General features: G+C 50.1%; 19 protein-coding genes and 5 pseudogenes. 17 read left to right on the forward strand and 7 right to left on the reverse strand.

Annotated elements, in window-relative coordinates:
• Window positions 1–22 precede the first annotated feature (22 nt).
• Window positions 23–652 (reverse strand): LysR substrate-binding domain-containing protein, encoded by a 630-nt coding sequence (locus KHX94_RS09450; RefSeq protein ID WP_244859438.1) that lies wholly within the window; start codon window positions 650–652, stop codon window positions 23–25.
• Window positions 550–924 carry a LysR family transcriptional regulator gene (locus tag KHX94_RS09455; protein WP_213683199.1) on the reverse strand — a complete coding sequence of 125 codons (375 nt, stop codon included), beginning with the start codon at window positions 922–924 and terminating at the stop codon, window positions 550–552. The genes KHX94_RS09450 and KHX94_RS09455 overlap by 103 nt, the downstream gene beginning before the upstream one ends.
• Window positions 925–1,043: 119 nt before the next feature.
• Here KHX94_RS09455 and KHX94_RS09460 point away from each other — a divergent pair.
• Window positions 1,044–1,731, forward strand: a pseudogene (locus KHX94_RS09460) (DNA-3-methyladenine glycosylase I).
• A 188-nt stretch (window positions 1,732–1,919) separates the two neighbouring features.
• On the opposite strand, the pseudogene KHX94_RS09465 reads toward KHX94_RS09460, so the two are convergent.
• Window positions 1,920–4,045 (reverse strand): annotated as a pseudogene (locus KHX94_RS09465) (sensor histidine kinase).
• On the reverse strand, window positions 4,046–5,428 hold the full coding sequence (locus KHX94_RS09470; protein WP_213683200.1) for a sigma-54-dependent transcriptional regulator: 1,383 nt from the start codon (window positions 5,426–5,428) through the stop codon (window positions 4,046–4,048).
• A 280-nt stretch (window positions 5,429–5,708) separates the two neighbouring features.
• Here KHX94_RS09470 and KHX94_RS09475 point away from each other — a divergent pair, with 280 nt between their 5' ends.
• The 11 genes and pseudogenes from KHX94_RS09475 to KHX94_RS09525 all read left to right on the forward strand — a co-directional run bounded on the left by KHX94_RS09475 (window position 5,709) and on the right by KHX94_RS09525 (window position 15,212).
• Window positions 5,709–6,527, forward strand: a complete 819-nt coding sequence (locus KHX94_RS09475) for an ABC transporter substrate-binding protein (protein WP_213683201.1) — start codon at window positions 5,709–5,711, stop codon at window positions 6,525–6,527.
• Complete coding sequence (locus tag KHX94_RS09480) at window positions 6,524–7,231, forward strand: ABC transporter permease (protein WP_213683202.1); 708 nt, start codon at window positions 6,524–6,526, stop codon at window positions 7,229–7,231. Before KHX94_RS09475 ends, KHX94_RS09480 begins: the two co-directional genes overlap by 4 nt.
• Before the next feature lie 8 nt (window positions 7,232–7,239).
• Window positions 7,240–7,944 (forward strand): energy-coupling factor ABC transporter ATP-binding protein, encoded by a 705-nt coding sequence (locus tag KHX94_RS09485; protein ID WP_213683203.1) that lies wholly within the window; start codon window positions 7,240–7,242, stop codon window positions 7,942–7,944.
• Window positions 7,928–8,520: pseudogene (gene mobA, locus KHX94_RS09490) on the forward strand (molybdenum cofactor guanylyltransferase MobA). Before KHX94_RS09485 ends, mobA begins: the two are co-directional and overlap by 17 nt.
• A gap of 10 nt (window positions 8,521–8,530) precedes the next feature.
• Entirely contained in the window at window positions 8,531–10,330 is a 1,800-nt protein-coding gene (locus KHX94_RS09495; protein ID WP_213683204.1) for a bifunctional molybdopterin-guanine dinucleotide biosynthesis adaptor protein MobB/molybdopterin molybdotransferase MoeA, read from the forward strand.
• A 9-nt stretch (window positions 10,331–10,339) separates the two neighbouring features.
• Window positions 10,340–11,323 carry a GTP 3',8-cyclase MoaA gene (gene moaA / locus KHX94_RS09500; RefSeq protein WP_213683205.1) on the forward strand — a complete coding sequence of 328 codons (984 nt, stop codon included), beginning with the start codon at window positions 10,340–10,342 and terminating at the stop codon, window positions 11,321–11,323.
• 47 nt (window positions 11,324–11,370) lie between these two features.
• On the forward strand, window positions 11,371–11,829 hold the full coding sequence (locus KHX94_RS09505; protein WP_213683206.1) for a hypothetical protein: 459 nt from the start codon (window positions 11,371–11,373) through the stop codon (window positions 11,827–11,829).
• A 26-nt stretch (window positions 11,830–11,855) separates the two neighbouring features.
• A complete protein-coding gene (gene mutM / locus KHX94_RS09510) occupies window positions 11,856–12,716 on the forward strand; it encodes a bifunctional DNA-formamidopyrimidine glycosylase/DNA-(apurinic or apyrimidinic site) lyase (protein WP_213683207.1) in 861 nt (286 codons plus the stop codon).
• Between the two features lie 168 nt (window positions 12,717–12,884).
• Window positions 12,885–13,316, forward strand: coding sequence for a hypothetical protein (locus KHX94_RS09515; RefSeq protein ID WP_213683208.1), 432 nt, complete (start codon window positions 12,885–12,887; stop codon window positions 13,314–13,316).
• A 90-nt stretch (window positions 13,317–13,406) separates the two neighbouring features.
• Window positions 13,407–14,695, forward strand: a pseudogene (locus KHX94_RS09520) (mechanosensitive ion channel family protein).
• A gap of 91 nt (window positions 14,696–14,786) precedes the next feature.
• Window positions 14,787–15,212: a YybH family protein gene (locus KHX94_RS09525; protein WP_213683209.1), complete on the forward strand. Its 426-nt coding sequence runs from the start codon at window positions 14,787–14,789 to the stop codon at window positions 15,210–15,212.
• Here the strand turns inward: KHX94_RS09525 and KHX94_RS09530 are convergent.
• Window positions 15,207–15,974 (reverse strand): NRDE family protein, encoded by a 768-nt coding sequence (locus KHX94_RS09530; protein ID WP_213683210.1) that lies wholly within the window; start codon window positions 15,972–15,974, stop codon window positions 15,207–15,209. The two genes, KHX94_RS09525 and KHX94_RS09530, sit on opposite strands and share 6 nt — an antisense overlap.
• Window positions 15,975–16,024: 50 nt before the next feature.
• Window positions 16,025–17,566, reverse strand: coding sequence for a metal transporter (locus KHX94_RS09535; RefSeq protein ID WP_213683211.1), 1,542 nt, complete (start codon window positions 17,564–17,566; stop codon window positions 16,025–16,027).
• A 171-nt stretch (window positions 17,567–17,737) separates the two neighbouring features.
• On the opposite strand from KHX94_RS09535, the gene KHX94_RS09540 reads away from it, so the two are divergent.
• The 3 genes and pseudogenes from KHX94_RS09540 (at window position 17,738) to KHX94_RS22005 (ending at window position 21,597) form a co-directional block, all read left to right on the forward strand.
• Window positions 17,738–18,331: a YhgN family NAAT transporter gene (locus KHX94_RS09540; protein WP_213683212.1), complete on the forward strand. Its 594-nt coding sequence runs from the start codon at window positions 17,738–17,740 to the stop codon at window positions 18,329–18,331.
• Between the two features lie 140 nt (window positions 18,332–18,471).
• Window positions 18,472–18,774: a hypothetical protein gene (locus tag KHX94_RS09545; RefSeq protein WP_213683213.1), complete on the forward strand. Its 303-nt coding sequence runs from the start codon at window positions 18,472–18,474 to the stop codon at window positions 18,772–18,774.
• A pseudogene (locus tag KHX94_RS22005) lies at window positions 18,771–21,597 on the forward strand (immune inhibitor A domain-containing protein). Before KHX94_RS09545 ends, KHX94_RS22005 begins: the two are co-directional and overlap by 4 nt.
• Here the strand turns inward: KHX94_RS22005 and KHX94_RS09555 are convergent.
• On the reverse strand, window positions 21,575–22,120 hold the full coding sequence (locus tag KHX94_RS09555) for a chorismate--pyruvate lyase family protein (protein ID WP_213683214.1): 546 nt from the start codon (window positions 22,118–22,120) through the stop codon (window positions 21,575–21,577). The pseudogene KHX94_RS22005 and the gene KHX94_RS09555 overlap by 23 nt on opposite strands.
• Window positions 22,121–22,219: 99 nt before the next feature.
• Here KHX94_RS09555 and KHX94_RS09560 point away from each other — a divergent pair, with 99 nt between their 5' ends.
• Both KHX94_RS09560 and rlmF read left to right on the forward strand, forming a co-directional pair.
• On the forward strand, window positions 22,220–22,642 hold the full coding sequence (locus KHX94_RS09560) for a flagellar basal body-associated protein FliL (protein WP_213683215.1): 423 nt from the start codon (window positions 22,220–22,222) through the stop codon (window positions 22,640–22,642).
• A gap of 2 nt (window positions 22,643–22,644) precedes the next feature.
• The gene (gene rlmF / locus KHX94_RS09565) at window positions 22,645–23,613 is read left to right on the forward strand and encodes a 23S rRNA (adenine(1618)-N(6))-methyltransferase RlmF (protein WP_213683216.1); all 969 of its coding nucleotides are present in this window, start codon (window positions 22,645–22,647) and stop codon (window positions 23,611–23,613) included.
• Window positions 23,614–23,824: the final 211 nt, after the last annotated feature.

Consider the following 23,824-nt stretch of genomic DNA (forward strand, 5'->3'; position numbering starts at 1 on the left):
CGGCAAACGCGTCCCTATAACTTTAGCGGTTCATGGCCGATCGCCCCAGTTGTTGCTGTAAAAAATCCAGCAACACTTGCATGCGCGGGGGCAAGATCTCTGTGCAAGATAGATAGCTGCGCAGTGTCACTGTTGCCAACTGATAATTAGGCAGCAGCCAATGCAGTTGTTTGAGCAACTGTTCACCCAACAGATATTCTGGCAATACGGCAATCCCCATTCCTTGTAGTACCAGTTCCCGTAATGCGAGTAATTGGTTACAACAAATGATAGGCGTTAGCCGCACCTGTAGTGCTTCTGCTACCGGCCCCTGCAGTGCCAGCAGTTGTGGCAGCAGTTCAGTGCCATTGCTCAAATAGGGATATTGCCCCAAACGGTCGGGGTGTAACGGGTTACCGTAACGTTCCAATAGAGCCGGAGACGCTACTAAGTGTTGAGTAAATTGCGCTAATGCCGTGCCACCGCTTGGTGTTGCGGTTGCTTCTGCACATAACAACAGATCCGGTTGTCGTAGCCGTAATTCGGTTAATGGGAGATCAAGCCATAAATTCAGTTGCAGGTGTGGCTGCTGTTGCTGAAAACGGGGCAGTAACGGGATGAGTAACGCTTGAGCAATATCGGCCGTGGTCGCGATACTGATAGTACCAAACAGCGCTGCGGGGCTGGCGCTCGCTGTTGTTCGGCTTGTTTTGCCAGTTGCAGTAATTCGGCACAATTACGGAAGAATTCCCGGCCATTGTCTGTCAGACTGATATTGCGGGTCGTACGATTGAGTAAACGACAATTGAGGCGTTGTTCCAGTTTTTTCAGGTGTTGACTGACCATAGAACGGCTGATGTTGAGCGCCATTGCCGCCGCAGTGAGTGAGCCTTGCTCCACAACGGTGGCAAATACCAGCATGCGATATAACTGAAAAGCGTCCATAAGGGTTGCCTGTTTAGCCAGAGTAACCAAAACTATAAGTTAAACACTGATTATTTAATTTCGCCACGCAGGGGCGGCATGTCTGGCTCCCCGGTGGTTGTCAGGTAGGGACACATACCATGAATAAACCTGAAGCGTTTGATGAGATATATGCCCGTGCCAGTGAACGCAAGGGCGGCGATGAACGGCTCGAAAGCCTGCTACCAGCCGTGTTGACTCCAGAAGAGTTACAACAGTATGCCGATGCCGAATTGTTATCGGCAATGAGCAAGCAGGTGTTTCAGAGTGGTTTTGTCTGGAAAGTGGTGGAGCATAAATGGCCGCTGTACCAACAGGCATTTTTTAATTTTGAGCCGCTGAAAATACTGATGCTGTCACCGGAACAGATCCAGCAACGTGCCGCAGATCCGCAGCTTATCCGCCATCTTAAAAAACACAGGCGATTTATGACAATGCCTTGATGGTAAGAGAAATCGCTCAGGAACATGGCAGTCTGGCGCGTTATATTGCGCTGTGGCCAGTAGAAGAGATTACGGGCTTGTGGCAACAGCTGAAACAGCGTGGTGCCAGATTGGGCGGCAATACTGGCCCATATTTTCTGCGGAATATTGGCAAGGATACTTTTTGCTGACGGAAGATGTCAAAGGTTATTTTAAGGCGCAGCAGTTAGTGGATGCTAGTTTTACCTCGGCAAGTGGCCTGAATCAGGTGCAGGCTGTGTTTAATCATTGGCAACAGAGCAGTGGACGCAGCATGGCACAGATTAGCCGGATCTTGTCGTGCAGTGTGGGTGATAATCGACTATGAAAAAAGATCAAAATAATGCTTGCGAATCTAAATGAGAATTATTACTATTAAGTTGCGTTCCAAAACTCATCCTTAATGACAAGTTTTGCGGTAATGACTTCGAATTATGGTGTTCCTGAGTTTGCAAAGCACGACATTGCTCACACACTCTTTGTGGCCGGGTTAATAACCCGGTCTTTTTTTATCTATTAATCGCTATGCTCAGTTTTGCCAAACAGTGGATCATCTACGGGTGGGTTAAACGGTTCTTTGGCTTGGTGATGCAAGGTGATGGTGAAGAGTGTGCCAGTTCCGACGATGGAACGAACATCGATCGTGCCACCTATGCGGTTGATGATCCCGTAACTCAATGATAAGCCTAAGCCAGTACCATCTTTGCGGGTGGTATAAAACGGGTCAAAAATGCGCCCCATCTGCTCTGCGGGGATGCCGCGGCCCTCATCTTCAATCTCAATTCTGGCGCCAATCGGTTTACCTTTTACTACCCAGTCATAAGTACGCAGCCAAATGCGGCCTTTGCCATCCATCGCATGCGCGGCATTCATCACCATATTGATCAATACTTGCAATAACTGCGGTCGATTGACTTCTACCGGGTAGCTGGCATTGAGTTCAGGCAATAACACCACTTCCTGCTTGCCAAGCGAGTGACGCACCAGCAACTGCATCTCTTCAATGATGGGGGTCAATTGCTGGATCTCTAACGGTGCGTTAAATTCGCCTGGCCGGCTGTACTGTAATAAACTGCGGATAATGGTACTGATACGGCCAACTTGCTGAATAATAAGATTAATCTCTTCTTCTACAACCTTGGCATTATCGCCCAGTTCATAACGCAATAGCTCCATATTGCCGAGGATCACCGCGGTGGGATTATTGATTTCATGAGCGATGCCTGCGGTAAGTTCCCCCAGCGCTGTGAGCTTTTCATTGGTGACCAGTTGGTGACGGGTTTCATTCAGCAGCTTAACGTTTTTCTGGAGTTCTTCGGTTTTTTCTTGCTGCTGCGGGTACGTTCTTCGACCTTCATCTCCAACTGTTCGGCAGCCGCCTGGATTTGCGTATTGCGGTGTTGTAACAGATCCAGCATCCGATCAAACTGCTCAGCCAGATTTGCCAGTTCATTGTCCCGATCCAGCCCCAGTGCACCGATGCGCATGTTGTGACCAGACTGTACGGCGTTAACCACATGATGAATGCGCTCAATGGGCTGCAACAAGCTGTAAGCACCGCGATACACCAGCATGCCGGAGACCAGCAACACCAACATCAATATGGTGCCGAGTTCAATAATATTCAGCAGATAGTTATGGATGAAGGGAGCTTCGGAAAAACCACTGTAGATCATGCCGATACGTTTACCGCGAATATCTTCTAGCGGGGCATAGGCGGAGATAAACCAGTCGTTATAGACAAATGCTCTGTCGATCCACAGCTTGCCTTGATCCAGCACTTTTTGCCGGACTTCTTCAGAGACCAGCGTGCCGAGTGCCCGGCCCTGCATGCTATCGTGGCCTGGGCCTATATTCAGCGGCACATTGGTACTGATACGAATGTTGTCGAGGAAGATAGTCACTGTGCCGATGGAGTGATCCGGCAGTGTCCCGCGGTCATACACCAAGTCGCGGATATGGTCGACGATACGAGTATCGCCATTGATCAGTATCCCACCGTCCAGATACCAACCAACATGTCCTTGGGCATCGGGTACGGGTAACAAACTACGACTCAAGAGCCCACGGTTTTCTTCTGTGTTTTTAGGGGCTTGTGCCCTTGGGGTCACCACTATTGGAACATGGGCACGTTGGGCTAAATTACTGTCTATGCGCGTTAGTTCGGAGACTCCCAGCACCATCAGCCCGGAATACGCCTGGTGGCCGATAACTCTGGGTAACATCTGGCGTAGTTGAGGATCTCCGGCGACGTTATCAATACTCACCAGTCGCAGAAAATCCAGATTCAGTAATTTCTGTTGTTGCTGTAGAAATTCGCGAATGTTTTCCAGCTGTTGATTATCGCCATTTTCTACGGCGCGAAAAGCGGTCTGGAATTCATAAGAGTGCATGACTCTTTCTAGCTGCTTTTCCTGATGTTCTTGTACCGACGACAGTGTGTTTATTGCCACCGTCAGATCGGCTTTTACCTTCATAAACAGCTGCTTGCCTGTGTAGCTGATATTCCAGTAAATCGTGATAAACACCAGACTCACCAGTGTCAGCAGGATCGGCAGCAGTGTCAGGATCAAAATGCGATAGCGCACCTTGGCCCGCATCTGCCGCCAGGTTATGCCGAAAAACCGCTGGAACAGAGACACTTAATCCTCCGCGTCTGGGTCGGTGTCAAACCACTCTTTATATTTACGATCTAATGTTTTACGTGAGACTCCCAGAATTCTGGCGGCGGCTGATTTGTTGCCGCCATGAGCATCAACTACGGCTGTGACATGATCGCGTTCTACATCTTTTAATGGCCAATCTAACGGGTAACCGGTCTGCACTGGTTGTTCTATTTTGGGCAGATCTTTCCAATATTCAGCGGGTGGTTTACCCAGTAGCAGGCAACGTTCAATCATGTTGCGTAACTCGCGGATATTTCCGGGCCAAGAATATTGCTGTAGTTTCAGCAGATCTTCATGGCTCCATACCACTTCGCGTACCCCCAGTTCTGCGCCCAACTGCCGGGTAAAGTGATGGGTGAGTTCCACCACATCTTCGGGGCGATTACGCAACGGCGGGATCACGATATTGAGTACATTTAGTCGATAAAACAGATCGCGACGGAACTCTCCGGCTTCCACTTCTTCGGCCAGTTTACGGTTAGTGGCGGCGATAACCCTGACATCAATCGCCACTTCTTTCTCACTGCCGACCGGGCGAATGGATTTTTGCTCCAGCACCCGCAACAGTGACGTCTGCATCTTCAGTGGCATTTCACCGATTTCGTCGAGAAAAATGGTGCCACCAGAGGCGAAACTGAACAGACCTTCGCGATTACCTTTAGCACCGGTGAATGAACCGGCGGTGTGACCAAACAGTTCACTCTCTAGCAGTTCAGGGGCAATGGCACCGCAGTTTACTGGCACGAACGGCCCTTGACGGCCACTGAGCAGGTGCAACTGCCGGGCAACCAGCTCTTTGCCTGTGCCAGATTCCCCTTCAATAAGGATGACTGAGTTGGTGGGCGCCACGCGTTCAATGATGCGTTTTACCTCTTTCATGGCATCACTGTTGCCGATGATGGAGGAGGAGTAACCGGCGGAAACCTCGCGGCGTAACATCAGGTTTTCCCGCTTCAGCAGTCGCCGTTCAATACAGCGATCCACCGACTGCATCATCTGATCCAGATGGAATGGCTTCAGGATAAAATCAGATGCTCCCGCACGCAGTGCCTGAATTGCCACATCCATGTCGGCATAGCCGGTCATAAAAATGATGTCGGAGCGACGTTCTTGATCGTCCAGTGCTTCACGCCATTCAATGCCGGAACGTCCCGGTAAGCGAATATCGACGATCAACAGATCAAAATGGCAGCGGCTGCGCAACTGTTCCGCCTCTTCGATGCTGGCGGCGGTTTCGACCAACGCAAATTTCTTGGCCAGCGCTTTGCTGAGGAAACTACGCATTCCCGGTTCATCGTCGACGATCAATACCGATACCGCAGACGGCAGTGGTTTCAGTGGCGGATCAATTTGGCTCATAGAATTATTCGGCAAGACATTTTGACTCATTAGCGTAACATTCTATCATTGATGTTGCCTAATTTGGTCAGTATGGGTCACGCAAAAACCAGTGTGTGACAAAATGTCTGGATAAATTTCGACAGAGTTGTGATGTGGATCACGTGATAGTCTCTTACCTGTACGCATTTTGCGCAAAATTGGTAGTGGCATCCAAATTGCTACAATTGGCCGGAATAAAAAAATGGACGAGGTTTCCCACTATGAATGGCGACCCGTTCGCTATTATCAAGGAGCAATCATGCTGAAAATGAAACAACTATTGGGGTTCGTTGTTGCTGCCGGGATGCTGTTTAACATCTCTGCTTATGCCCAGGATGCAAAAGTTATTAAGCTCGCCACGACTACCAGTACTGAAAACTCTGGTTTGCTGGGATATTTGTTGCCCAAGTTTGAAGCCGATACTGGTTATCAAGTGCAGGTGATTGCTACCGGTACTGGTAAGGCGCTGAAACTGGGCTCTCAAGGTGACGTGGATTTGGTGATGACTCATGCACCAAATGCTGAAGCTAAATTTGTTAATGATGGCTTTGGTGTTGAACCTCGCGGCATCATGGAAAACGATTTTGTGGTACTGGGCCCGAAAAATGACCCTGCCAAAATCCGTGATAGCAAATCTGCCGAAGAAGCATTCACCAAAATCGCCAAGTCTGGCGTTGCTTTTATCTCCCGTGGTGACGATTCAGGTACCAACAAGAAAGAGTTGTTGATCTGGAAAGCGGCGGATGTAAAACCTGATTTTGCCGGGTATAAAGCGGTTGGTCAGGGCATGGGCAAAACCCTGCTGATGGCTAACGAAATGCAGGGATACACACTGTCAGATCGTGGCACTTATATCGCTTATAAAGGTAAGTTAGATATGCAGATTGATTTTGATGGGGGTAAAACACTCGCGAACCCTTATCAAGTGATTCTGATCAACTCTGCCAAATATCCCGATCTGAACCATAAAGGTGCGCGTGCGTTCAGTGACTGGTTGATCAGCGACAAAGGTCAGCAACTGATCAATGACTTTAAAGTACAAGGACAGCAACTGTTTAAAGCCACTTATCACAAATGACAGAAGGCTGGTTAGCCCTGATACAGCAGGCTTTTGGCCTGCTGTTTAGCCTAGACCCAGATGTCTGGTCTATCATCTCAGTATCCTTTTCCGTGTCGTTCGCGGCACTGCTTATCACCCTCCTTCCCTCATTAATCATCGGATTTATACTGGCATTTAGCCATTTCCGCGGTCATTGGATCGCCATTAATCTGGTGCAGACCTTACAGTCAGTTCCAACTGTGGTGATCGGTTTGCTGGTCTATCTGCTGCTTACGCGCAATGGCGCCTTTGGTAATCTGCATTGGTTGTTTACCCAAAAAGGGATGATTGTGGGGCAGATGATGATCTGTGCGCCAGTACTGGTAGCCATGAGCCATGCGGCGTTTACCAGTGTGGACAAACGGGCCTGGGAGACTTGCCGGACGCTAGGTGCTAGCTGGTTGGGCGCAGTGTGGGTCATTTGCCGTGAATTGCGCGTGCCGCTATTAATGGCGATCATTGCCGCGTTCTCCAGAATTGTCACCGAAGTGGGCTGTTCCATGATGGTGGGTGGCAATATTGCCGAGGTCACGCGCAACATCCCTACCGCTATTGCCTTGGAAACCAGTAAAGGTGACTTTGCTCAGGCTATCGCCTTGGGGCTGGTGTTACTGATTTTGTCACTGATTCTGAACTTTCTGCTGGGTGCCTTACGTGGTGCCGCTCAGCCACGAAGCCATTAGGACGTCATATGTGCAGCATTATTGCCAGTGATATCGAGATGCGCTTTGGTGAACGTTTACTGTTCACCGCCGAACATCTGCGTTTTCGTCAACAGGATGTGATTTACCTGCAAGGAGACAATGGGAGTGGTAAAACAACGCTGATGAAGCTGTTGGCCGGATTATTGCGGCCAAGCCGAGGCTATATTGTGGCGAACGGTTTTGCTAAGACATCTTGGTGGCGTAAAGATTCTTTGCTGGGTAAAGCCCTGTATTTGCACCAGCATCCCTATCTGTTTGAAGGTAATGTCGGCTACAATTTGCAGCTGGCGCAGCGCTACAGTAGGCTGAGCGTGGTGGAACGGCGGCAACGCATGACATCAGCCATCGAACTGGCCAAACTCGATAAGTTACTGAAAGCCAATGCTGCGACGCTGTCTGGTGGGGAACGGCAGCGCTTGGCATTGGCGCGGGTCTGGTTGTTGAAACCTTCACTGTTGATGCTGGATGAACCCATCTCCAATATGGATCGGGTATCACAGCAGTTAGTATGTCAGATGATCAGTGAATTAAAGCAACAACATACCGGGCTGTTGATCAGCAGCCATCAGGATTCTGAGCTGATCCAGTTATGTAATGAACGTTGGCAAATTAAGTCGCAGCAAATTACGACTTCCCAACTATATCCGGGAACACAAGCGGAGTTGAACAGACATCATGTCGCAGCAGATTGAAGCAATGATCCTTGCTGGGGGCTGGCAAGGCGGATGGGTGGCAAAGATAAGGGACTGATCGATCTTCTGGATAAACCGATGATCGTGCACGTGATTGACCGACTTAAAAATCAAGTAAATAAGATACGGATCAACGCTAATCAAAATCAACAAAGGTATGCTGCTTTCGGTTTGGAGGTCTTTGCTGATCAGCTGGAAGGGTTTCTGGGGCCATTGGCGGGCATATACAGTGGTTTGGCGGGGTGTCAGGCTGAACTGATGCTGGTGGTGCCTTGCGATTGTCCGTTATTGCCGCTGGACTTGGCGGCGCGCATGTTGCAGCAATTACAGGCAGAAGATGCCGATTTAGCCGTGGCCACTGATGGTGAGCGTGATCATTCAGTGGTGTTATTACTGAAACCGCAACTGCGGCAATCGCTAAAGACCTACCTAGAAAGTGGCCAGCGCCGGGTAGAAAGCTGGTTCGCAAATTTAAAAGTGGCCAGAGTATCATTTGCCGATCAACCTAATGCTTTCGTTAATATCAATACCGATGAACAGAAACAGCAACTGGCCGCAGTGATATCAAACGCTTAACGAGGTTCCTATGAGCACTGTTTTCCATAATCCGTTGCCGATTCCTGTTTTGGGGTTCTGTGCCTATAGTGGCACCGGCAAAACCACGCTGCTTAAGCAATTGATCCCGGTTTTAAAACAACGTGGGCTACGGTTAGCGGTGCTCAAACATGCCCATCACAATTTCGATGTGGATATTCCCGGCAAAGACAGTTACGAGATGCGTAAAGCGGGGGCGCGGCAAATGCTGGTGGCCTCTCATGTACGCTGGGCGTTGATGACGGAAGATCCGCAAGACACAGATCCTGATTTAGAACATCTGCTGCAACAGTTGGAAGCGGATAAAGCGGATCTAGTGCTGGTTGAAGGCTTTAAAAAACTCGCATTGCCCAAAATTGAACTGCACCGGGCAGCGCTGGGTAAACCTTTTATTTATACCGAAGATCCCAACATTCTGGCGGTAGCCTGTTGTGATGAAACGAACTTACCCGCGCAAATACAGCGGCTGGACATCAATAATGTTGAGCAGATTGCCGACTTTGTTTTGCAATACGCGGCGAACTGGCATCCAGAAGTCCCAAGCGTAAAACCGCTGCCGCTTGATACGGTTGGTTCGGCTACAGGTGACAGCCTGTCCGTGCGCCAGGGGATCGATAAGATTCTGGCACAGGTTCAACCCATCACCAGCGCTGCCACTCTGCCGTTGGATGACAGTGACAACCGCATCCTGGCTCATGACGCAATATCACCCGTGAATGTCCCACAACAGACTAATTCTGCGATGGACGGTTATGCCTTTGTCTATAGCGAGCCATTACCTGAACGCTTTGTGGTGAAAGGTGAAGTGTTGGCAGGACACAGTTATGACGCCCAACTACAACCTGGCGAAGCGGTAAGAATTATGACCGGCGCACCATTACCCTCCGGGGCCAATGCGGTGCAGCCGCGTGAGTTAGCCACAGAAACGGAGGGTTATGTAAGTTTCTCTGGCAAACTCAAGACGGGGCAAAATGTCCGCTTAGCCGGGGAAGATATCGCTCAAGGGGCGGTGGCTTTGGCCGCAGGCAGCCGCCTCGGTGCCGCAGAGCAAGGGTTACTCGCCTCTTTAGGTTTTGCGGAAGTGAGCACTGTGCGTCGGCCAGTGGTAGCGGTTTTTTCATCCGGTGATGAGGTCTGTCAACCGGGCACTGAACTAAAACCGAATTGTATCTATGACTCTAATCGTTTCACTATCAAAGCGATGGCAAAACGATTGGGGTGCGACGTTATCGATCTTGGCATTATTGAAGACTCGGAAGCAGCGCTGACTGCCGCCCTGGCAGGCGCTGCGGCAAAAGCGGATGTAGTGATCAGCTCCGGTGGCGTGTCCGTCGGCAATGCGGATTACATCAAAAAGGTGCTGGCCGCTATTGGTGAAATCCACTTCTGGCGCATTAACATGCGGCCTGGGCGGCCATTAGCCTTTGGTAAGGTCAAAGATGCACTGTTTTTCGGGTTACCGGGTAATCCGGTAGCCACTATGGTGGTGTTCTTACTATTTGTGCAGCCTGCGCTGCGCAAACTGGCTGGCGAGCTTGACTGGCAACCACAGTTACTGCCAGCCATTGCCGATGAAGTGTTCAAGAGCCGCCAAGGACGTACAGAATTCAGCCGGGCGATTGCCAGCATGGGCGCTGATGGTCAACTGCATGTGACGGCTACCGGTTCCCAGGGTTCTGGCATGTTAAGTTCTATGGTAAAGGGCAACTGTCTGGCGGTGATTGGCGATCAGGACGAACGTGTTGATGCTGGTCAGCCCTTGTATATTCTGCCATTTGGCGCGCTGCTGTGAGGTATAACTATGGGCCTCAGCGATGGTTTTTCCCGCAAAGTGGAATATCTGCGGTTATCTGTAACAGATAGATGTGATTTCCGGTGTGTCTATTGTATGGGCGACAATCCTCGCTTTTTGCCCAAGCACCAAGTGTTGTCTCTGGAGGAGATGGCACATGTGTGTCAGGCCTTCACCGAAATGGGCGTAAGTAAGATTCGTCTGACCGGTGGTGAGCCGCTGATGCGCCGTGATGTGATCCAATTGGTTGAACGTCTGCACCAGCTCCCAGGAGTGCGGGAACTGTCGATGACGACCAATGGTTCACATCTCACCAAACTGGCTCCAGCGTTGAAAGCTGCTGGATTATCACGACTTAATATCAGTCTGGATACACTTAACCCCGTGCGTTTTCAGGCACTGACACGTATCGGTAAGCTGGAGCGGGTGGTGGCTGGCATCGATGCCGCTATTGCCGCGGGTTTTGAGCGCATCAAGGTGAATGCGGTGATCCTCAAACAGCGCAATGAAGATGAAATTCTGGCGCTAGTGGAATTTTGCCGTAGCCGTGGCTTGGATATCGCCTTTATTGAAGAGATGCCGTTAGGGGAGATGGCGGAACGACAGTCGCCACGTTATATGTCCAGTGATGATGTGCAGCAGGTGATTGAACAACATTATCCGCTAACATTGTCTAACCGCCGTACCGGCGGCCCTTGCCGTTATTTCCAGATGCCAGACAGTAATATTCATATCGGCTTTATCTCACCGCATAGCCATAACTTTTGCCATGAATGTAATCGGGTGCGAGTGACTGCCGATGGACGTTTGTTGCTCTGTCTGGGGAATGAAAATTCGGTCGATCTGAAGCAGGTTGTACGTGATTACCCAGATGATATCGCGCTGCTGAAACAAACCATCACCGAGTCTTTGCAGCGCAAACCGCGCTCGCATCATTTTGACCAGCCAGACAGCCCGCAAATTCTGCGGTTCATGAATGTCACTGGTGGCTAAGGTTCTGCCAGTGATACACTGACGCGTATTGGCCGGGAGTATCGATAATGGCGCTGACTCGCAAACAGTGGAACAACATCCTCATCATTGCATCGGTAGTGATGGTGGGGTTGTTGACGCTGTTGAATAAACATACCCATGACACCCCCAAAGAAACCGTGCCGTTATTTGATGAACAGGCACAACTAGCGCAATTACAGCTCGCTGGTGTGTGGATGGCTCGTGATAGTAAAGGCGAGTGGCAGTGCGATGACAAAGTGCTCAATTGCCAGCCTTGGGTCAATAGTTGGCTGCATATTCGGGTGTCGGCACTGTTGGATGCACCCAAGTTGGACGCCGCGGCCAAACCACAGGAACTGCTGCTGCAACTGACCGATCGCGAAGCGCAGATCTGGTTATTGTTTGCTGACTCAGGGCTATTGAAATCCGCAGCCGGAAACTGGTATCAGATCCCTCCGAGTCTAAGAACTTCATTACAACCATTACTCAATGCCAGTGTTGAGTAATGTGATAGCAAGAGAAATTCCCCGTTATGCCTGAATTACCAGAAGTTGAGGTGACCCGCCGTGGCATTGAGCCGTGGTTAGTGGGCCAGACAGTACGTCGGTTGGTGGTTCGCAATGGCAACTTGCGTTGGCCAGTGCCAGAACTTGCGCAGCAGATTGTTGGGCAAACCATTCATGCGGTGCGGCGGCGTGCCAAATATCTGTTACTGGATACCGATGCGGGTACCACCATAGTGCACTTGGGGATGTCTGGCAGTTTACGCATTCTTACCCAAGCGACTCCGCCAGCGAAACACGATCATATCGATCTGGAATTAGCCAATGGCAGAATTCTCAGGTTTAATGATCCGCGTCGTTTCGGCGCCTGGTTGTGGTGTGAGTTACCTGAACAAGCTCATCCCTTGCTGGCAAAGCTCGGGCCGGAACCGCTGACAGACGCCTTTAATCCGCTACATCTGCAACAGGCGCTTGCCGGTAAAACCAAAGCAATCAAGTTATGTTTGATGGACAACAGCATAGTGGTAGGCGTTGGCAACATATATGCTAACGAAGCCTTGTTTGCCGCAGGCATTCATCCGCAAACTGCTGCGGAGCAAGTAAAGTCAGCACAGTTAGTGGTGCTGGTGGCTGAGATTAAGGCCATTCTGGCGCAGGCTATTACGCAAGGGGGCACCACCCTCAAAGATTTTGTGAATGCCGATGGTAAGCCTGGCTATTTTGCGCAGAAATTGTTGGTTTATGGCCGTGGAGGTCAAGCTTGCCTGCACTGTGGCTGCTTGTTAACAGAAATTCGCCTCGGACAACGTAGTACGGTCTTTTGCCCAAGTTGCCAACCTGTCAGCACACGTAAGCAAGCTCGCAAGCTGAAAAATAAGCAAACAGATTAACGAGTGTTAATCCTCTAATAGGCAGTTACTGTTTTTAATTCAATCGATTGCTGAGATTATTCATTTAATAATAACAATTAGCAGACGATTAGTGACATTGATTATATTTACTTAACTAATAATTATCGCTAGCCTGAGCCTTTCCTGTTGTGATGTATAGGAGGGGTTGTGGCGGCGCGCATGAGTAGTGTTGCCGGGTTCGGGGTGCGTTTAGGTTGCACGACGATAGGTTTGTTACTGGCTGGATATCTGTTCTTTTACGTCGTTGGCTTCGTCGATACCCGTGCAGCTAAGGAATTCTGTCAGGTGCTGCCATTGCAGATGGTGGAGTCGCCGCAACAACTGTGGCGCGCAGAAGTGAGTTTTTCTAACTGCAATACCGGACATTCCCATCAGTGGTACAGTTACTTGGGGTTGGTGGATAAGTCAACTGGTGCTCGTTATCCGGCCTTGATGGTTGTTAAAGGGCGCCACGAGCAATTGAACCTAACCTGGCAGGAAAGTGGATTGCTTCAGGTAAGTGGTTTTCCTAGCGAAGCATTAGTGCATTTTGAACAGCCTGTCGATGACGATATTGCCATCGCTTTTTCTTCCCAATAATTTTTTCAAACTGTTATTCAACAACTGTTAAACCAACAAGCAAAACGGTATGTTACGCTAGCGTGCGCTGGCGATGGCCGGGATTATCAGTTGGTTGGAGAATACAGAGTTGAAACAGATTTTCGCGTAGGGTTAACGGATTGGCTGGCAAAATTTGGCATTAACAGTGAACCCTCCGGTTGGTTAGCTACCTCTATCTTGATCCTGCTGAGTTTGTTGCTGGCTGCGGCCACCTTTTTGTGATCCGTCGTGGTGTGGTGCGAGCAATGAACCTGATGATTGTCCGCTCCAAAGCCACTTGGGATGATATCTTCCTGCGTCATCGCGTACTTGAAAAATTGTCACTGTTGGCACCCGCAATAGTGCTGAACTTCTTGGTGCCAGTCGCATTAACCGAGCATAAGCTTGCCAGTGGCTTAGTCGATAAAGTACTGAGTGTTTGGCTGGTAGTGGTTATGGTGCGCGCCTTGTATGCCGCACTGGATGCAGTCAATGAAGTGGCAGATGTTAACCTCATTAGCCGACGGTTGCCGATTAAAAGCTTTGTGCAGCTCTGCAAACTGTTCCTGTTCTTTGTTGCTTTGATCGTCAGTATCTCGGTACTTGCTGACCAGTCGCCCGTCTACTTCCTCAGCGGTTTAGGTGTTGCCACTGGTTTGGTGATGTTGGTGTTTAAAGACACCATTCTGGGGTTTGTTGCTGGTATTCAACTGGCAGCTAACCGTATGGTAAGCCCCGGTGACTGGATCCAGATGGATAAGTACGGTGCCGATGGCTCGGTGGAAGAAGTCTCTCTGACCACAGTCAAAGTGCGTAATTGGGATCAAACCATCACGATGATCCCGGCCTATGCCCTTGTATCCGATGCCTTTCGCAACTGGCGCGGGATGTCAGAATCCGGTGGCCGACGTATTAAACGCGCGATCAATATCGATATCAATTCCATCCGTTTTTTGACCGAAGAGGATCGTAAACGGCTGGCAAAAATCAATTATCTTAAGGAATACCTGCCGAAGAAAATTCATGAACTGGGTGAATCCAATGCTAAAATTTCCGACATGGACATGCCCGTCAACGGGCGGCGCTTGACCAATGTCGGGACGTTCCGGGCATATTTAGTGGAGTATTTACGGCACCATGAAAAAGTCCATAAGGAGATGACCCTAATGGTGCGGCAGTTAGCGCCCACTACCGAGGGATTGCCTCTGGAATTGTATATCTTCACCAATGATACCCGCTGGGTATATTACGAAGAGATCCAGTCAGATATTTTTGATCATATCTTTGCCATTTTGCCGCAGTTCGACTTGCGGGCATTTCAGGCACCAACCGGCAATGATATTCGCAGTTTGCAACGCCCTGCCGTGCCACAGAAGTAATGTGCGCAGGTTTGCCTTGGTGCTTGTGTTGATGGTACGTTTTGATTGGAACGATAATTATCAACAAGTTCTTGATGGATAAGGATATCAGATGACGCTATTACGGATACTGCTGCTCTGTGGCAGTTTGTGCTGCAGTACGCTGGCACAGGCGGTACCTACTGATGATGTCATGGCGCTGTTACAGCACCAGCAACAGACCTGGAACCAAGGGGACATCAACAGTTATATGCAGGGATACTGGCATAACGACCAACTGCGTTTTGTCTCCGGCGGACGCTTTGTTTATGGTTGGGATAATATGCTGAAGGCTTACCAGCAAAACTATCCAGATCAAAAGACGATGGGGCAACTGCAACTCAAGGTCAGCGATATCCGCATGCTGAGCAACTATGCGGCGTTGGTTGTGGGCGAATGGCAGCTACAGCAGCCTCGTGGGGTGAGTTCCGGCGTGTTTACGCTTTTGGTCGAAAAACATGATGATCAGTGGGTGATCGTGCATGACCACACCTCATAAGCGCGTTTCACTCAGCGCAAACTGGAACTTTTCTTGGCCGAGTTCGCGGCCAGCACTGTTATAACGCACCTCGATGAACTGCATGATCCCGGTGCGATGTTGTAACACTAGCGTGGTGCTGCGCGTGCCATATTGGGGGTGACGAATAAAAATCGCCGACAGTTTACGTTCCCATTCAGGCTCAATACCCGTGGCGGGGAGTTGTGCCTCATCGGCCTCGGTTGCATCCCGCATCAATGCTAATAAGGCCTCGGTATCCAGCGGCTGATCAGCACCGACCAACTGCTGTAATGCGCGCGTACCTTGTGCCATCTTCGGCCAGATATCATCTAGCGCCCCATTACTGACAGCGTGAAACCCCGCCGTCAGTGGCAGTATTTCACCACTGAGACTATTACAACAAAACAGGCCAGCGGCCGAGCCAAAAACCAGATTGAACGGATTATAATCCTGCCGATGCTGCATCAACCAGGCGGGTGTTATTGGGGATTGCAGTGCTTTTATCACCAGTTCCCCTCGGCTACGACAGTCATCGCGTATAAGATGTGGGGCGCGAATATTGGTGAGTGCTGCCAAGTCTCCCCGGCGATTTACTCCGAGCCAACTACCTCCGGCACTCAAATCCTTACCCGCCAGCAGTTGTGGCTCGGTGGGCCAGAAGTGGGCTGCGGCCGTGGGACGATGATGATACTCATCGCGGTTAGCGCAGAGAATAAGTGGGTAATCTGGATGCTGCTGTAGCGCTATAAACAGAATGCACATAACCAGGCTCCCTAAGCGTTAGCAGCCCTAATCACCACAGATTACCGAACTCAGTGATGATGTTCGGCGTGACTGTGATGATGCACTGCTGGTGGCGTTGACAGTGTTTGTGGTTTTAAGGCTTTCAGGAAGCGTCTTGGCCCCTGACGCAGCAGACTGACAGCAAACAGCAAGGCCAGTATCGATAGCGCGATAGTGCTGGCTGCTGGCCATTGTGGCAGTAACAGTTGCCATTGGGGTTGCCAGTAGCTAACCAACAAGGTGAGCAGCAATAGCAGCGATAACGCAGCGGTTTTTTGCAATATTGATAATGCTCGCAGTTGGCTAATATTCAGCAGTTGTGCGGCACATAGACTCAGTACCAGTGCTGGTGGATTCCAACCGCTATACGCCAGCGTGGCCGCGAGCACAGTGCTGCCCAAGGGATTGAATTGCATCGGGATAAAGAGCAACACCAGTACTGCCACCTGGAGCCAATCATTGGTTAACGGCACGGATGGATGACCAATCAGATTAGCTAATAGCAAACTCAATAGTATCCACGGAGCACTGCGATCAACCCCGTAACTGAATCCGAATTCAAGGGCGCTGGTGCTGGGTTGCGGTTGACTGTCTACCGCTTTGGCTTGCAATACTGCGAGTAGCCCACCGATTAGCAGCAAAGAAGATAACTGCAAGAGGGCGTACAGTGGCCCTAGTAATAGTAGGGTCAACAACAGCACCTCAGGCCCGGCAAGCCGTTGTAACCACTGTAATCCAGGCCGCTGGTTATCTGGCCGCAGCCCTAAAGCGTAGCGGCCAACCGCTACGGCGTGGGCGAACAACAGCGCTGGGGCGAGCATTTGCAGCCAGTTAAAAAGTTGCAGTGATTCATGTGCGTGAGCCTCATGGGCGTGTTCTCCTGAATCCATCAGCATTAACACTGCCAGCAAGCCCAAACCAAGCAAGCTGCCAAAACCGGCATACAACTCATGGCGGCCACTGTGAGCGTTTTCGTTCCCATGCGGCTGATGCAATACCACATGCAGAATTGAACCAGTGACAAACGCCTGCAAATACACTGTGTTATCTAAACTCAGATGTTGCAGTAGCTGCTCTCCCGCAGCATAACCCACAGTAGTCAACAATATCATCAGGGTTAATACAATCCAGGCCCACTTTGCTCCCGCCTGCGGTTTTAACAGCCACCAGATTGCCAGCCCTACCGGGAACCGGTGCAAAATCACCCCTAACGCCAGCAAACTATAGTTGCTGTCCTGTTGTGCCAACACCATGGCTCCGCCATCGGTTACTGTGTGCAGCAGTAAGCCGATGATGCCTAGGATCAAGGTTACGTTGTGAGTGAGTTCGGAGTAACGGTGGAATAGTTTCTCGCTGGCAGAAGGCCCCCATAGCCCTAAGACCACAAACACTAATGCCAGCAAGCCGCCATGTTCTAACAGTTCCGGCAGAATATGAACCAGCACAAGGCCGCCGAGCGACACAAAAATAAAGCCGTCCAGTCCTTTATGCAGACCACTGCCTGATGCTAACCAACGATAGAAGACCGGCCCTAGCAACAGGGCGATGCAGCTGGCAACGAGGTATAACATGGGTACCGTTAATGAAATTGAAAAGCGTTATAGTATAGCAAGCTCGTTATAAATGAGCAGTAGTTAATTCTGTTGCGGCCAGTGAAAAATATCCCGTTAAATAATGCCGAAATTCCGCAAGAAAACCTATACAATATGCCACCTTGTTGAATTGCCCCGAGCCGACAAACTATGGATATGCTGTCTGCTGCCGTGATGTTATTTCTGATTATGGATCCGTTGGGTAACCTGCCGGTCTTCGCCTCCATCTTGCGGCATATTGAACCCAAAAAGCGTCGTCAGGTACTGATCCGTGAACTGGTGTTTGCGTTGATCATCATGCTGATGTTCCTGTATGCCGGTGAGGCGATCCTCAATTTTCTGAATTTGCGTTCTGAAAGCGTCAGCATCGCTGGCGGCATTATTCTGTTTCTGATCGCGATTCGCATGATCTTCCCGCAGCCCGGTGGATTGGTGGGGTTGGCCGCGGGTGAAGAGCCTTTTATTGTGCCGATGGCGATACCGTTAATGGCTGGGCCATCGATTCTGGCGGCACTGATCCTGTTGGCGCACACTGATAGCAGTAAGATGTTGCAATGGACGGTGGCACTGGTTTCTGCCTGGGCCGCCAGCTCAGTTATTCTATTATTCTACAAACTCTTCAACAAAATTCTCGGTGATAAAGGTCTTACCGCTGTAGAGCGTTTGATGGGGATGGTGCTGGTCATGATTTCGGTGCAGATGTTTTTAGATGGTGTCGCTCGTTATCTGTCAGCTGTCCGTTGAGTATTCGCTGGTGTTGTCAGCGGACAACATAACTGGCTGAATTAATTCTGAACAATTAAACAGATTTATTGCTGAACTGCTTGTCCTGAAAGATTGTCTACAGTTAATGTGATGTTCCTGAGTTGTTATGGGGGTGTTCTGTGGTCAATCGTTTGCTGATATTAACTCTTCCTGCGGTGTTGATGCTGATGGGGGCGAGTGCCTGCCAATCATCAACTCCCTCGACAACCAATCCCCAAGAAACGCCAGCAACACCCGCCCCGTTAAGGCCTTGCGGTAGCGGGGCGCCGCATATCGACCGCGATAAAATTCGCCAACGCTTGCTAGAAAAGGGCGTGCTCACACCTCAAATGAGCGAGCAGCAACAGCAACAGATTCTCAACGACTACATTCGCCAACGACAGCAGGCCTATAGCAAGTGTCAAAAGGAGCCTAAAGCATGAATCGCAGAACTCTGGTTTCCTCATTGATTATTGGGTTGGCTTTACTCAGTAGCAGCGCCATGGTTGCTGCGGCTCCAGCACCTCGGGATCTGGCGATTGCCAATAAACAACAGATCCTTTACTGGCTGGAAAAACGTGGTGAGTTATCGCCAAATGCGTCTGCGGCAGAGCGACAGCAACTGCTGGCGGCTTATCTGCAAGGTGGTAAGTTTTCCAAAGATCAATTAAAGCAATTGGGTCGAAATCAGCAGTTGCTAAAGGCGGCTTATCAACGAAATCAGCGTCTTGTCGATACCTCAAAGTTGCAGCGGGTATCCGCCACCGATGCCAGTGTTACCAAGACAGTAAAAGTGCTGGCGGTATTGATTGATTTTCCTGATTTGCCATACAACAACAACCGGTTAACGTCTGCCGATAGCGAAATGTATTACAGCAGCTATCCGGCATCTCATTACCAAGACTTACTCTTTTCCAGTACAGGCTTTAATGGCCCATCAGGCCAAAATCTGCAGTCTGCCAACCAGTATTATCAGGCGGCGTCAGGCGGTAGTTTCTTTTTACCGGCGATGTTAAAGGCTGGTATACCGCCAGCCACAATGCGGCCTATTACGGTGCTAATGATGCTGCCAATAATAACAACGATATGCGGGCAACAGAGCTAGTAGAAGAAGCGGTGGCATTGGCTGCCGCTAATATGTCCGCCGATGAACTGGCGCAATATGATATAGAAGATCCCTATGATCGCAATGGCGACGGTAACCTGAATGAACCTGATGGCATTATTGACCACGTCATGGTGTTTCACTCCAGTATTGGTGAAGAAGCAGGTGGTGGCGTGTTAGGGGATGATGCTATCTGGTCGCATCGGTATTTTGTGCCCGGCAGTTATGGACAGTTGATCCCAGGTACATCCAAGCGTGTGTATGGCTATACCATTCAGCCGATTGATTCAGCAGTTGGCGTATGTGTTCATGAATTTGGCCACGATCTGGGGCTCATTGATGAATATGATACTAACAACACTGCAGATGGTGAGCCCGTAGGGGCCTGGTCGTTGATGTCAAATGGGAGTTGGACTGGGTCACCGTCAGGCTCTCAACCTACGGGTTTTAGTCCCTATGCTAGGGATTTCTTGCAGCAGCGCTATAAAGGCCGCTGGCTGGATGCACAGACGATTGACTATACAACGCTGACTGCCGAGGGCACGGATGTTGTGCTCAATCAAGCGACTGATAGTAATCGTATTAACCAACTAGAAATCACCTTGCCACCGAGTGAAATTGCGCTGGCGACACCTTATGCCGGTGACTATCAGTATTATTCTGGGCGCGGCAATGAGCTTAATAACGCGATGTCGTTCGACGTACAGTTACCCGCCAGCAGCAATTTAACGCTGACCATGAAGGCTAAATGGGATACTGAGAAAGATTATGACTATGCCCAAGTGCTTGTGGATGGTGTCGCTGTTGCCGGAAATTACACTGTCAGCACTAACACGGCTAACAATGCCCGAAATATCATTACTGGGGATTCGTCAACATTATCGGGGGCAGATAGTCGTGGTTGGGTTACCCTCAGTTTTGATCTGAGTGCTTATGCTGGCAATAACAAACAGATCAGTCTGGTGTATAAGACCGATGAATCACTGGGTGGCGATGGCATTCAGGTGGATAACCTTCAGATCAGCGCCGGCGCCAATGTGGTATTCGCCGATGATGCCGAGCAACCGAATGCCGACATGACACTCAACCGGTTTATTCGCACTGGCGACAGTCGTCCAGGGAAAGGGCGCAGTTATCTGGTGCAGTTACGCAGTCATAACGGCATTGACAGCGCGCTGGAACTGGCAGGTTATGATCCCGGTGTCTTGGTGTGGCTGCGAGATCAAGAGGTGCTTGATAACAATGTCAGCGATCATCCCGGCAAGGTCTTTATCGGTGTGGTAGATGCGGATCAACATCTGGTGAGTGGGCAGACAACATTAGTACAGATCCATGATGCGGCCTTTAGTCTTTACAACCAGAGCTACTATCCAGGTGATAATTATCGTACCGCTAACAGCCTTTTTGATGACCGGGATGATTACAGTGCCCCGAATATGCCGCAAGCGGGCATTAAACTTCCGGCACTGGGATTTACGCTGGAAGTGGTCTCTCAGGAGCTAGATTCCAGCCAAGCCACGGTCAGAGTGGCAATGGATGAAGCTGCCACTACCACAGATTTAGCGGCAACCGTTGCCACCACACAGCAGGGACTTGTGGTCAGTTTCAGTGGTAGTGCCAGTGGCGGTACTGCACCGTACAGCTATCGCTGGAATTTTGGTGATGGCACCAGTAGCACACAGCAGAATCCACAACATACTTATGCTGCCGCAGGCAGTTACAGTGTGATACTCACAGTCACTGATGCGCAGGACAGACCACATCAACCACTAAACAGGTGGTGCTTAATACTGCGCTTACTGCTGCATTTGCTAGTAATAGCAATGGCTTAACCGTGCAGTTTAATAATCAGAGCAGTGGTGGCAGCGGTACGCTCAGTTACAGTTGGAACTTTGGTGACGGTGCTAGCAGTAACCTGACATCACCCTCGCATACTTACCGTAACAGTGGCAGTTACAGTGTGACCTTGACCGTGACAGACAGCAGCAATGGCAGCAGCAGTGTCAGTAAAACGGTGACAGTGACTACGCCAGTCACCACCGATAGCACCAGTAGTTCAGGTGGCTGTGGTGGTAGTCTTGGTAGCTGGGGGATCTTCGGGCTGTTATTGGCAGCATTGGGCCGCCGCAAACTGAATGTTAGAGCGGTGGCAGCCGATTGAGTGCTTCTGGCAGGAAAAATTCTGCCACCAATAATTGCTGCTGCTGATGCTGAAAATAACGGCGGCGCCCCCAGATGGCGGTAGCCGCTTGCCCTAATGTGTTGGCAAGTTGCTGGATGTTTCCTGTGGTGGGGGCTTGGCCCCATTCCATGTGCCCGGGGATGAAGTTCTTATCGGTGAATAACAGTTCCCCCAATGGTTTTTGACCACGGTGTTGTAACTGAGTCAGCGATGGCGGTGCCAATGTGCGGGCATACACGAGCGGTAGATTATCCAAGCACAGCAGCACTTCCCGGATCCATAAGCGCTCTGCGGTTCCTGGCCATTCGCCGGGCAGTGGTGCAGATATCGTCTCGCCTAACAGGGTGACATCAAACTGCTGGCAGCACTGGCGCAAACGTTGGGTAAGACTACCATCGGCAGTCAGCCATGTTGTTAAAGCGGGTGTTAAACATGAACGCGGTGGCTCCGCAAGCCACTGGATAATATCGCCAAAAGGGAAACCGGGACTGGTCAGATTCATCAGATAGCCGATACAATAGAAAGACTATCGGAGTCTAACACGGGGACTGCTGGTGCTAAACCGTGGATCTTTCAGTTGCCAACAGGGTGGTGCAAAGACATGCAAAAGATACTGTTACTGATATTGCTGACACTGTTGGGCAGTTGGCTCCCTGCCCAGGCAGCCGATGCCGAAAAGGAAAAACCTGCGGCAACTGAAGATAACTATGCTTACTACGGCTTTGAGCCAGAGATAGTGACCAATTACATCTCTAACCGTAAAAAGCTTGGATTTGTGCGTATCAGTGTCGAGCTGATGGTCAAAGACCCACAGGATTTACTGGCTATTCAGCATCATGATCCACTACTGCGAGCCGCGATTGTTGAGATCCTAGGTGACCAGACCGAAGATAAGATTAAGTCACTTACTGGTAGAGAAGAGATCCGTAAAGAGTGCTATGAAACGGTCAATCGGCTATTGCAGCAAGAGACAGGCAAGGCGCTGGTGGTGAATTTGCTGTTTACCCGCTACCTGTACGACTAGTGATGAGTGATGCAAAAAAGCCGCAGCTTAGGCGGGATAAAGGGTTACACCCACGTAACCGTCATCGCCAAGGCTATGATTTTAGGGCGTTAGCTCAGCAATTTCCGCCTCTGAAACGCCACCTGCTGACCACCCAATATGGTCAACTGTCGATTAATTTCAGCGAGCCTGCGGCGGTAAAAGCACTGAATGCCGCATTACTCAAACAGCATTATCAGATCTGTGACTGGAGCCTACCAGAAGGTTACTTATGTCCGCCCGTGCCCGGACGCGAAGATTACTTGCACCATCTGGCCGATCTGTTAGCCGAAGGTGGCACTCTTCCCAAAGGTACTCACATCACTGCGCTGGATATCGGCACCGGCGCTAATGGTATCTATCCCTTGTTGGGTGCCGCCATTTATGGCTGGCGTTTTGTCGGTAGTGATATCGATGCCAAGGCATTACAGCATCTGCAATCCGTGCTTAATGCTAATCCCCGTATCGCCGCGCTTGTCAGCTTACGCCAACAATCACAGCCGCAGCATATTTTTGCCAATATCATTCAGCCGGGTGAATATTTTGATGTCACCCTGTGTAACCCGCCCTTTCACCGCTCTGCTGCCGAAGCGCAACAAGGCAGCCTACGCAAGGTGCGCAATCTGGCGGCCAACCGTGGCGATAAGCCTACCAAACAGCCGCTGCTGAATTTTGCTGGTCGCGCTAATGAACTCTGGTGTGATGGTGGCGAAGCCGGATTTTTACAGCGGATGATCAGCGAAAGTAAACATTATGGCGCGCAAGTGCTGTGGTTTAGCTCTTTAGTCTCCAAAGCCGAAAATTTACCACAATGTTATCGGTGGCTGACGCAACAACAGGCACAAGCAGTACGCACGCTGAAAATGGTACAAGGCAACAAACAAACCCGGATCTTGGCCTGGAGTTTCCTTGACGAAAACATCCGTCAGACCTGGCGCAAATTTAAAGCCTGATTAGTGAAACGTCAGCCGCAGATTTTCCCGCTTTAGTACGCTCGGCTTGTTAACTTAATTTTGGACAAATTTCGAGTTAGTAAATGCACTCTGATTGGGAAGTTTCGGATTAAAATTTGTATGGGTTAATACCCGTATTTACGGCTGGTTTGGCGCGCAGCGAAAACCAGTCCGACAATATTGCTGTCCGCAAAGCTTCGAACACGCTTTG

Source organism: Shewanella dokdonensis, from assembly GCF_018394335.1.
Lineage (GTDB): Bacteria > Pseudomonadota > Gammaproteobacteria > Enterobacterales > Shewanellaceae > Shewanella > Shewanella dokdonensis.